Consider the following 10,638-nt stretch of genomic DNA (forward strand, 5'->3'; position numbering starts at 1 on the left):
CTCAGGTGCGCGGGGGTTCCTCGCCGCGCAGGATCGCCGCCACGTCGTCCGGCCAGGGCTGGGCGCCCTCGCCTGCAGGCTCGGAGCGCACGCACACGAGGCGCCCGCGGGCAGCGGGCGTCTCGCCGCGGCATACCTCGAAGTCGTAGGTCAGCGACGTGCGCCCGACCTGCGCGATGCGCAGCTCCACCACCACCTGGTCGCGGAACCACAGGCGCTCGAGGTAGTCGACCTCGTAGTGCACCCGCGGCACGTGGCCGAACAGCTCGGGCAGGCCGAGGGCGAGGTGCAGCTCCGACTCGGCAGCCTCGACCCAGCGGATGACGCTGGAGTGGTGGTAGTGACCGGCGGCGTCGGTGTCCGGCCACTCCACCGTTCGCTCGACCCGGATCGAGGGCTGCGTCGCGGGCTGGGTCACCGTGCCGGCTCGCCGGCCTTCTGGTGCTCGAGCTGGCGCAGCCTGAACCGCTGGAGCTTGCCCGAGGAGGTGCGCGGCAGGGTGTCGACGAACTCGATGACGCGCGGGTACTTGTAGGGCGCGATCACCGACTTCACGTGGTCCTGCAGCTCCGTGGCGCGGGCGGTGCGCGACGCCTCGTCGGGGAGTGACTCCAGCCCGCCTGCCGGCACGACGAAGGCCTTGACGACGTGCCCGCGCGCCTCGTCGGGGGAGGCGACGACCGCACACTCCATGACGTCGGCGCGCGCCATCAGCGCCTCCTCGACCTCCGGCGCCGAGATGTTGTAGCCGGAGGAGATGATCATGTCGTCGCTGCGCGCCTGGTACCAGAAGTAGCCGTCCTCGTCGCGGACGAAGGTGTCGCCGGTGACGTTCCAGCCGTCCTGGACGTAGACGAGCTGGCGGTCGTCAGCCAGGTAGCGGCAGCCCGTCGGTCCCTGCACGGCCAGGCGACCGGGCTCGCCGTCGGGCACCTCGTTGCCGTCGAGGTCGTCGACCTTGGCGACGTAGCCGGGCACGGGCTTGCCGGTGGCGCCGGGGCGGATGTCGTCGTCGGCGGCGGAGATGAAGATGTGCAGCATCTCGGTAGCGCCGATGCCGTCGATGAGCCGGACGCCGGTGGCCTCGCGGAACGCCTCCCAGGTCGCGCGGGGCAGGTGCTCCCCGGCCGAGACGGCGCGGCGCAGGGAGGCCAGCCGGCTCGCGTTGCCGCTCGCCACCATGGCCTTGTATGCCGTGGGCGCGGTGAAGCAGACCGTCACGCCGTGTTGCTCGATCAGCTCGGCGAGCTGGTCGGGGGTGGCGCGCTCGACCAGCAGGGTGGCCGCGCCGACCCGCATCGGGAAGACCACCAGCCCGCCGAGGCCGAAGGTGAACGCGATGGGCGGGGTGCCGGTGAAGACGTCGTCGGCCTCGGGCCGCAGCACGTGGTGGGAGAAGGTGTCGGCGTTGGCGAGCACGTCACGGTGGAAGTGCATGGTCGCCTTCGGGCGGCCGGTGGTGCCGGAGGTGAAGGCGAGCATGGAGACGTCGTCGGCGGCGGTGTCGACGTTGGTGAAGTCGCCCGGCTTGGCGGCAGCGAGGGTGTCGAGCTCGCCGCTGTCGCCGGTGGCGCCGTAGGTCACGGTGCGCAGGTCGGGGATGTGGGCTGCCTCGAGGTCGTCGGTGAACCGGCTGTCGCACAGGGCGAGCTGGAACTGCCCGATCGAGCCGATGGTGGAGAGCTCACCGGCCCGGAGCATCGGCATGGTGGGGACGACCACGCCGCCGGCCTTGAGCACTCCGAACCAGCAGGCGACCAGCCCCGGGTTGTTGGGGCCGCGCAGCAGCACGCGGTTGCCGGGCACCAGGCCGAGGTCGTCGACGAGGACGTGGGCGATGCGGTTGGCCCGCTCGAGCAGTTCGCCGTAGGTCCAGCGCGTCCCGTCCGGGGCGAGGAGGCAGGGGCGGTCGGGGCCGAGGCGCTCGACCATGGCGTCGAGCAGCTCGACGGCGCAGTTCAGGCGCTCGGGGTACTGCACCTCCGGCAGGTCGAAGCGCAGCACCGGCCACTGCTCCCGGGGCGGCAGGTTGTCGCGGCAGAACGTGTCGACGTGGGCGGACGGGCTGAGTCGCATCCAGGGCCTCTCACTGTCGAGCGCGCGACGTCGTCGTCGGCGCTTCCTCCGGTGCCCAAGTATGTTCCATCAGTTACGACAGTCAAGAGTGCTGCATAAATCGCTCGCACGCCTCCCCGTCTGGCTGTGGCCGGGTAGTGTCCTGCCGTGCCCGACACCGACCTCGCCGAGGACCTGACCACGGCGCCGTCCGAGACGCGTCCGCGAGCGCTCATCGTGACGATCTACGGCCTCTACGCCCGTGAGATGGGCGGCTGGCTGAGCATCAGCGCCCTCATCCGGCTGCTCGACCGCCTCGGCGTCGACGAGCCGGCCGTGCGGTCGTCGATCTCGCGGCTCAAGCGCCGGGGCCTCCTCGAGGCGGAGCGGGTGGACGGCAGGGCGGGTTACTCGCTGTCGTCACGGGCGCGCGAGATCCTCGACGAGGGCGACCGGCGCATCTTCGACCGGACCCGCGCCAGCCTGCGTGAGGGCTGGGTGCTGGCGGTCTTCAGCGTCCCGGAGTCGGAGCGGCAGAAGCGCCACATGCTGCGCTCGCGGCTGACCTGGCTCGGGTTCGGCACCGTCGGCCCGGGCGTGTGGGTGGCCCCCGGGCACCTCGAAGCCGAGACGCGCGACGTGCTGGAGCGGCAGGGCCTCGCCGACTACGTCGACCTGTTCCGCGCCGACTACCTCGGTTTCGGCGGTGTCGAGGACGAGGTGGCCAAGTGGTGGGACCTCGACAGCCTCGACGCGCTCTACCGGGAGTTCCTCGACGTGTTCGAGCCGGTGCTGGCCGGGTGGAAGGCGCGGCGGAACCGCGACGACGAGGGCGAGGCGTTCGCCGACTACGTGCGGGTGCTCACCGCCTGGCGTCGGCTGCCCTACCTCGACCCGGGCCTGGCGCCCGAGCTGCTGCCGCGGAAGTGGTCGGGCGCGACGGCAGCCGACCTCTTCTTCGCGCTGCAGCGCCGCCTCGAGGCCCCCGCGCACCGTCACGTCGAGGCCGTCCGCGCCTCCTGACCTCCCTGCCGCCGGTTCGGGGTATTCCCGAGCGTTACAGCCCGCGCGAATACCCCGAACGGCGGGAGCGGTCGCGATGGGCGCGGCACACCTGGTCCATGAACGCGTCACCCTCGATGCGCAGGCCCAGCAGGTTCATCCTCAACACCAGCTCGCCGCCGATGGTGACGGCGTTCTGGCGCAGGAGGTCGTCCGTGACGGCGAGACCGACCCGGTGCCCTGCGCCGTCGATCTCGACCGCGAGGCCGACGTCCTCCCACCCCGCGTCCAGGTAGACCCGCCCCCGGGGCCCTCGCCTGACGACCTGGCGGCTCGGCTCCGGCAGTCCGCGGGCGCGACACAGCTGAGCGAAGTCGAGCTCGCCCAGGGAGTGCGCCCCATCGGCGATGTCGGCGACGACCTGCTTGATGAAGGCCCGTCGCGTCCTGCCCCTGACGGCGAAGGCTGCCTCCCTGAGCTGGGAGGGCGTGACGATGCGCTGCTGCACCGGCATGGCCAGGAGCAGGGCGGCCTGCCGGTCGCTCACCGCCCAGTGGGCCGCGCGAATGGCGGCGACGGCTGGACGGGTGCGAGGTATGCCGGTCGGCACGACTTCCCGGGGAACCCTGCGGATCACCCGGTGCAGGTCAACGCCCTCGATCGGACCCGGATCGCTGCCATGCGGGATCGACACCTGGACCAGGTCGGTCGTGAACCCGGTCAGCCCCGCCTGCTGCAATGCGGTCACCCCGTCGAGGGCAGCGATGCGCAGCCCGGTCTCCCAGACGGCGCGCCACCGGTCGCCGAGGTTCGACAGCGGGCCGGAGTGGATCGCCACCGTCTGGTCGCCCAGCAGGCGCCATCGGCCAGAGGAGACGGCGTGGCCGATGACGTGGCGGTCGGCGCGGAGCCCGCGGAGCAGGTCGCGGGAGAGGACGCCGCCGTGCTCCTCTGCGGCGGCGTCGATGGCGATGCGGCGAGCGCGACGCGCGGCGCCGGGCCGGTTCGTGTGACGGGACGGCTGGGTGCTGCGCCGTTCTGGGGTGGTGCGCGTCTGCTGGGCAGGGGTGGGAGTGCTCGAGGGCCGGCGCATGGCATCCGATCGTCGGGAGAGCGCCGACGACAACGCGAGCGGGCGGCATACGCCTGTGGACGACGGGGAGGCGAGGCCGCCCCTGTGCATGGCTGGTTCGGGGTATTGCCGCGTGCTGTTTCGCGCGGGAATACCCCGAACCGCGAGAAGGGTGAGTCAGGCGACGCCGAGGAGGCTTCGGGCCCGCCCCGGGTCGGAGCGGAAGTCCTCGAGGGTCGTGTCGAGCCGCACCGAGCCCTTCTCGAGCACGACGACCCGGTCGGCCACGGAGAAGGCGAGGCGCAGGTCCTGCTCGACGATCAGCACCGACATCCCCGTCGCGCAGAGCTCGTGCACCACCTCGCCCACCTGGTGCACGACCGCCGGGGCGAGGCCGTCAGAGGGCTCGTCGAGGAGCATCAGCCGCGGGTTGATGAGCAGCGCGCGGGCGATGGCCAGCATCTGCTGCTCGCCGCCCGAGAGCTGGTCGCCGCGGTTGCCCAGCCGCTCCCCGAGCCGGGGGAGCAGGTCGAGGACCCTTGTGCGGTCCCAGTCGCCCTTGCGGCCGGCCTTCTCGGCCACCGCGAGGTGCTCGGCGACGGTGAGCGGGGCGAAGACCCGGCGGCCCTGTGGCACGAAGCCGACGCCGAGACGGGCGATCGCGTCGGGCCGCTTGCCCGCCATCTCCTGCCCGTCGATGACCACCGACCCGCGGGTCGGCCGCACGAGCCCCATCACCGTGTTGACCAGGGTGGACTTGCCGACCCCGTTGCGGCCGAGCAGCGCGACCACCTGCCCGTGGGCGACGTCGAGGTCGACCCCGGCGAGCACCGTGCTGCCGTCGTAGCCGGACTGCAGGCCGCGGACCTCCAGCATCGCCGTCATCGTGCCTCCTGGGGGAACAAGTCGCTGGTGTCCTCGGCGCCGAGGTAGGCCCGCTGGACCTCCTCGCTCGCCCTCACCTCGGCGGGCGATCCGGTGAGGAGGTGTTGCCCGAGGTGCAGGACGGTGACCGCCTCGGCCAGGCCGAAGACGAGGTCGAGGTCGTGCTCGACGAGCATCACCGTGATGTCTCGCGGCAGGTCGAGCACCAGCTGCTTGAACCGGGCCGTCTCCGCCGCCGACATGCCCGCCGCGGGCTCGTCGAGCAGCAGCACCGAGGGCTCCGTGCCGAGCGCGACGGCCACCTCCAGCTGGCGGCGCTCGCCGTGCGAGAGCGATCCGGCCGGAGCGTCGCTGCGGTCGTCGAGCCCGATGGACGCGAGCAGCTCGTGCGACCGGTCGAGCACCGCCGACCGGCGTCGCAGCGGCCGCAGCATCGACCAGTGCGACCCCTGCTGTCGCTGCACGGCCATGGCGACGTTCTCGAGGGCGGTGCACTTCAGGAAGAGCGAGGAGTGCTGGAAGGTGCGCACGAGCCCGTTGGTTGCCCGTCGGTGCTCGGACATCGAGGTCACGTCGTCGCCGTGCAGGACCACCCGGCCCGATGTCGCCGGCAGGCTGCCGGCGATGAGGGCGAAGAGCGTCGACTTGCCGGCGCCGTTCGGGCCGATCACCGCGTGCCGGGTGCCCGGCTGCACCGACAGGCTCACGTCCTCGACCGCGCGGAGGCTGCCGTAGTGCTTCGTGAGCCCGTCGAGCTCGAGTGCCGCCGCTGTGCTGTCGCTCATGCCGAGGCCTCCTGCCCACGAGCCGGTCGCCGCCACTGGCGCAGCCCCCCGGAGATGCCGCGCGGCAGCAGGTAGACCGCGATGACGAAGAGCGCGCCGAGCAGCAGCGGCCCGTGGCCGTCGAGGTTCCCGCCGATGTAGTCGCGCGCGATGATCACGATGGCGGCACCGAGGCAGGCGCCCCACATCGAACCGACCCCGCCGACGATGACCGCCAGCAGCGCCAGGGCAGCCACCTCGAAGCCGAGGTCGCCCGGTGCGACGAACCGCTGCGCCGAGGCCCAGAGCGAACCCGCCGCCCCCGCGACGGCGCCCGCGATGACGTAGGCCGTCAAGGCGTGACCGGTCGAGTGGTAGCCGACCGCCTTGAGGCGGGCCTCGTTGTCGCGCAGACCGCGCAGCGTGAGCCCGAAGGGCGAGCGCAGCAGGAGCGCGATCGCTCCGTAGATCAGCAGGAACACCGCGAGCACGTAGTAGAAGACCAGGCCCTCGTTCACCGTCGGCGCCAGTCCCGGCGCCGCGACGACGGGCGGTATGCCGGACAGGCCGTCGGTGCCGCGCGTCACCGAGTCGAGCCGGCCGGCCGCGCTGTAGGCGATCTCGCCGATGGCGAGGGTGATCATGAGGAACGGCACACCACGGGCGCGCACGGCCACGGGACCGGTCAGCAGGGCCGCGGCCGCGCCGGCCAGCACGGCCACGACGACCTGGACCGGTCCGAGGTCGGTGAGGTGGATCGCCGTCAAAGCACCGGCATACGCACCCACGCCGAAGTAGGCGGACTGGCCGAGGGTCGGCAGGCCGGTGACTCCCGTCAGGAGGTTGACGCTCATGGCGAGCACCGCGAAGACGAGGATCTTCGAGACGGTGGCCACGGCATACGGCCCCATCACCCACGGCACGGCGAGGAGCGCGAGCAGCGCTGCGGCGTAGCCGATCTGCGCCCTCTGTGCCCTCATGACCGGCCCACCAGGGAGACGAGGCCCTGCGGGCGCCAGGCGAGCACGACGAGCATGGCGCCGAAGAGCAGGAACGGTGCGTAGGTCGGCAGCAGCGCCACCCCGAGGGTCTGCACCTGGCCGATGACGAGGGCCCCGAGCAGTGCCCCCTTCACCGACCCGAGCCCGCCGATGACGATGACGACGAGCGAGAGGACGAGCACGTTCTCGTCGACGCCCGGACCCGGCGCGAGGATCGGTGCGCCCAAGGTGCCTCCGAGGGCGGCGAGGGCGGCTCCGAAGGCGAAGACGCCGAACAGCACGAGCCGGGTGTCGACGCCCATCGCCCGCACCATGTCGCGGTCGGCGACCGTGGCCCGCACCAGCGCCCCGAGCGACGAGCGCTCGAACGCGAGGTAGACCGCCGTCGCCAGCAGCCCGGCCACGGCGATGAAGACGAGCCGGTAGACGGGGTAGCGGTGGCCGAGGATCGACGCCGACCCGGCGAGGGCGTCCGGCGGCTGGGTGGGCACGACCTCGGCACCGAAGAGCATCACCATGACCTCGGCGGCGATGAGCGAGACGCCGAGGGTGAGCGCGGCCTGGTCGAGGTGCCCTCTGGTCGACAGCGGAGCCGTCATCGCCGCGAGCAGGCCGCCACCCAGCACGCCGGCGACGACCCCGACGGCGATGGCGAGCGCGAAGCCCAGCCAGCTGCCGTCGGAGAGCGCGTAGGCCGCGAAGGCGCCCACGAGGTAGAGCGAGCCGTGGGCGAGGTTGAGGACGTCCATCATCCCGAAGACGAGGGAGAGGCCCACCGCGAGCGTGAACAGCAGCAGGCCGTAGGCCACTCCGTCGACCATGCTGACGAGGTTGGTGTCGAACCAGTCGAGCACAGGTCCAGCCCTTGTCTGTCGATTCCGTGGGGTCGCGTGCGAGCGGGCAGCCGGCCTCAGCCGAGCTCGCCGAGCTCCTCGATGACGACGTTGGCGAGCTTGCCGTCCTGCTCCTTGACCTCGCGCAGGTACCACATCTGCTTCGGGGTGCCGTTGTCGTTGAACGACCAGGTGCCGCGCGGGCTCTCGATGTCGCCGAGCTGGCCGATCGCGTCGTTGATGGACTTCGAGTCGGTCTTGCCGGCCTTCTCGATGGCCATGTCGATGACTCGGGCCGCGTCGTAGGAGGCCATCGCGTAGGTCGTGGGCATCTTGCCGGTGGCCGACTGGTAGGCAGCGACGAACTTCTGGTTCACGGGGTTGTCGAGGTCGGCCGAGTAGTTCATCGCGGTCTTCGTGCCAAGGGCTGCCTTGCCCTGGGCGGTCAGCACGCCGCCCTCGGTGAGGAAGCCGGCCGAGTAGTGGGTGACCTTGCCGGCGAGGCCGAACTGGTCGTACTGCTTGACGAAGTCGACCGCTGCGCCGCCGGCGTAGAAGGTGAAGACCGACGTCGCGCCGGACTTCTGCAGGTTGGCCATGAACGGCTGGAAGTTCTTGGTGCCCGGGAACGGCGTGTAGACCTCGTCGGCGACCTTGCCACCGGCGGGCTCGAAGGTCTCCTTGAAGCCGCCCGTCTCGTCCTTGCCGGCCTGGTAGTCGGCGGCGAGCAGGTAGACCGGGCCCTTCTCCTGCTTGGCGACGTAGGCGCCGAGGGCCTTGCCGGGCTCGTCGTTGACGTAGGAGGTGCGCCACACGTACTTCTTGCCGGTCAGGGTGGTGGGCGAGGCGTTGGAGCCGACGAGCGGGATCTGCGAGGTCTCGAAGAGGTCGACGATGCCGTTCATGGTCGCCGAGCTGACGACGCCGGTGACGACGGTGGCCTTGTCCTGCTTGACGAGCTTGTCGGCGGCGGCCTTGCCCGAGTCGGCGGTCTCGCCCTCGTCGGCCGTGACGACCTGTACCTCCTTGCCGCCGAGCTTGTTGCCCTTCTCCTTGAGGTAGACCTCGAAGCCGGCCTTCATGTCGTCGCCGAGCGACTTGTAGACGCCGGACTGCGGCACCAGCAGCCCGATCTTCACCGGGCCGGTGGCCTCCTCCGGCGTGGAGCCGAGCGTGCCACCCCCGCACGCGGCGACGCCGAGCGTGGAGCCGAGAGCGAGAGCGAGCGTGAGTCGAGTGGTGCGTCGCGGCGTCATGGCCATCCCTCCCTTGGGTGCGGCCATCGGCCGCTCAATGGCCCCTGACCATATGGCGCTTCTGTGTCGTTCGTCTAGAGAACGACACAACGAAATGCCAACGGTTGGCGGTGCCCGCGTGCGTCATGGCACTCGCTGACGACCCTTTGGCTGGGTGGGCGAGGAGTCGTCCGCGGTCGTTCGGGTCAGGGGAGGACGGCGAAGCCCTGCACCTCGACGAGTGCCTCGACGTCCCACAGCCGCGAGACGCCGATGCCCGCCATCGCGGGATAGTCGCGACCCACCAGGCGCTTCCACACCCGGCCGATGTCGGCGGCGTGGGCGCGGTAGTCGTCCATGTCGACGATGTAGACGGTCAGGCTGGCGAGGTGCTCCGGTGCGCCGCCGGCCGCGCGCAGGGCTGCGAGGAGGTTGCCGAGCGCCTGCTCGAACTGCTCGACGACGCCGTCACCCACGATCGCGCCTGAGGCGTCGAGCGCGGTCTGCCCGGCGAGGAAGACGGTGCGTCCCTCGCCGACGACCGCGTGGCTGAAGCCACTGGGGCGACCGAGCTCCGGCGGGTTGACGCGCTGCAGGGCCATCGTGGGTCCTCTCGTTGGTGGGTGGCCGTCTGTGGCCGACGGTATGCCGTGTGGCCCGCGTCGCGGGCGACCCCCGCGCTCCGCCCAGGACTGAGGGACTGCAGGGCTGTGCAGGAGTTGGCTGTTCAGGACTGGCTGCTCAGGACTGCAAGGCGCCGCCGTCGACGTTGATGCCCTGGCCGGTGATGCCGCCGTTGCGCACGCATGCCATCACCGCCTCGGCGACCTCCTCCGGCGTGATGAGCCGGCCGATCGGCTGCTTGGCCTCGAGGATCGCCCGCGCCTCCTCGGTGCTGCGGCCGGTCCTGGCGACGATGCCCTCGACGGTCGCGTCCGTCATCGGGGTGTCGACGTAGCCGGGACAGACCGCGTTGACGGTGACGCCCGTGCGGGCGAGCTCGGCGGCCGCGGAGCGAACCAGGCCGAGGACGCCGTGCTTGCTGGCGGTGTAGGCGGAGATGTAGGGCTCGCCCACCTTCGAGGCGACCGAGGCGAGCACGACGACCCGCCCCCTGCCGCGCTCGACCATCGAGGGAACCGCCCGGCGCAGGCAGCGGAACGGCGCCGTGAGGTTGAGGTCGAGCATGCGCTGCCACTGCTCGTCGGTCGTCTTGGCCACCGGCGCCGAGACGCCGGCGCCGGCGTTGGCGACCAGCACCTCGACCGGTCCCCACTCCGCCTCGATCGCGGCATACAGGTCGTCGATCGCGGAGCCCTCGGTGAGGTCGCAGGGGTGCACCATCGTGGGGCCCGGGCAGGCGGCGGCCGTCGCCTCGAGCTCGTCCCGGCTGCGGGAGGTGAGCGCCACCCGGTGTCCTGCCTGACTGAGCGCCACCGCCACTGCGCGTCCGATGCCGCGACCGGCGCCGGTGACCAGGGCCACCGGCAGGCTCCCCGCGCTGGCCGCCATGCTGCCCGCCGGGCTGCCCGCCGTGCTGCCCGCCGTGCTGCCCGCCGTGCTGCCGGTCGTGTCCTCGGTCGCGCTCACGCCGGCGACCTTGCCATTCTTGCGTTACGACCGTCAAGATTGCGACCTAGGAGCCAGCTACGAGACGCCTACGTCATCGATGCCGTCCGCACCCCGTTCGGCCGCAACCGCGGCGGGCTGTCGCACATCCGCACCGACGACCTCGCGGCGCTGCCCATCGCCGAGCTGGTCGCGCGGCATCCAGGCCTCGACCCCGCCGAG

The 10,638-nt window shown here is 71.8% G+C and carries 11 protein-coding genes; 1 reads left to right on the top strand and 10 read right to left on the bottom strand.

Going from position 1 to position 10,638, the window contains the following annotated elements; translation table 11 throughout:
• Nucleotide 1: 1 nt before the first annotated feature.
• On the bottom strand, nucleotides 2-418 hold the full coding sequence (locus tag VIB11_RS15295) for an acyl-CoA thioesterase (RefSeq protein WP_332032263.1): 417 nt from the start codon (nucleotides 416-418) through the stop codon (nucleotides 2-4).
• Nucleotides 415-2,076: an AMP-binding protein gene (locus VIB11_RS15300; RefSeq protein WP_332032265.1), complete on the bottom strand. Its 1,662-nt coding sequence runs from the start codon at nucleotides 2,074-2,076 to the stop codon at nucleotides 415-417. The genes VIB11_RS15295 and VIB11_RS15300 overlap by 4 nt, the downstream gene beginning before the upstream one ends.
• Before the next feature lie 147 nt (nucleotides 2,077-2,223).
• Between VIB11_RS15300 and VIB11_RS15305 the strand changes: the two genes are divergently transcribed.
• A complete protein-coding gene (locus VIB11_RS15305) occupies nucleotides 2,224-3,078 on the top strand; it encodes a PaaX family transcriptional regulator C-terminal domain-containing protein (protein WP_332032267.1) in 855 nt (284 codons plus the stop codon).
• A 34-nt stretch (nucleotides 3,079-3,112) separates the two neighbouring features.
• On the opposite strand, the gene VIB11_RS15310 is transcribed toward VIB11_RS15305, so the two are convergent.
• From VIB11_RS15310 to VIB11_RS15345, 8 genes are all read right to left on the bottom strand, one after another.
• Nucleotides 3,113-4,150, bottom strand: a complete 1,038-nt coding sequence (locus tag VIB11_RS15310) for a hypothetical protein (RefSeq protein WP_332032269.1) — start codon at nucleotides 4,148-4,150, stop codon at nucleotides 3,113-3,115.
• A 156-nt stretch (nucleotides 4,151-4,306) separates the two neighbouring features.
• Complete coding sequence (locus VIB11_RS15315; RefSeq protein WP_332032271.1) at nucleotides 4,307-5,014, bottom strand: ABC transporter ATP-binding protein; 708 nt, start codon at nucleotides 5,012-5,014, stop codon at nucleotides 4,307-4,309.
• Nucleotides 5,011-5,799, bottom strand: a complete 789-nt coding sequence (locus tag VIB11_RS15320; RefSeq protein ID WP_332032273.1) for an ABC transporter ATP-binding protein — start codon at nucleotides 5,797-5,799, stop codon at nucleotides 5,011-5,013. Before VIB11_RS15320 ends, VIB11_RS15315 begins: the two co-directional genes overlap by 4 nt.
• A complete protein-coding gene (locus tag VIB11_RS15325; RefSeq protein WP_332032275.1) occupies nucleotides 5,796-6,758 on the bottom strand; it encodes a branched-chain amino acid ABC transporter permease in 963 nt (320 codons plus the stop codon). The genes VIB11_RS15320 and VIB11_RS15325 overlap by 4 nt, the downstream gene beginning before the upstream one ends.
• Nucleotides 6,755-7,633 (bottom strand): branched-chain amino acid ABC transporter permease, encoded by an 879-nt coding sequence (locus tag VIB11_RS15330; protein WP_332032277.1) that lies wholly within the window; start codon nucleotides 7,631-7,633, stop codon nucleotides 6,755-6,757. The genes VIB11_RS15325 and VIB11_RS15330 overlap by 4 nt, the downstream gene beginning before the upstream one ends.
• A gap of 56 nt (nucleotides 7,634-7,689) precedes the next feature.
• A complete protein-coding gene (locus tag VIB11_RS15335; RefSeq protein WP_332032279.1) occupies nucleotides 7,690-8,868 on the bottom strand; it encodes an ABC transporter substrate-binding protein in 1,179 nt (392 codons plus the stop codon).
• Between the two features lie 185 nt (nucleotides 8,869-9,053).
• Nucleotides 9,054-9,449 carry a RidA family protein gene (locus VIB11_RS15340; RefSeq protein WP_332032281.1) on the bottom strand — a complete coding sequence of 132 codons (396 nt, stop codon included), beginning with the start codon at nucleotides 9,447-9,449 and terminating at the stop codon, nucleotides 9,054-9,056.
• A gap of 139 nt (nucleotides 9,450-9,588) precedes the next feature.
• A complete protein-coding gene (locus VIB11_RS15345; RefSeq protein WP_332032282.1) occupies nucleotides 9,589-10,437 on the bottom strand; it encodes an SDR family oxidoreductase in 849 nt (282 codons plus the stop codon).
• Between the last annotated feature and the right edge of the window lie 201 nt (nucleotides 10,438-10,638).

The organism is Pedococcus sp. (assembly GCF_036554925.1).
In the GTDB taxonomy this organism is placed as follows: domain Bacteria; phylum Actinomycetota; class Actinomycetes; order Actinomycetales; family Dermatophilaceae; genus Pedococcus_A.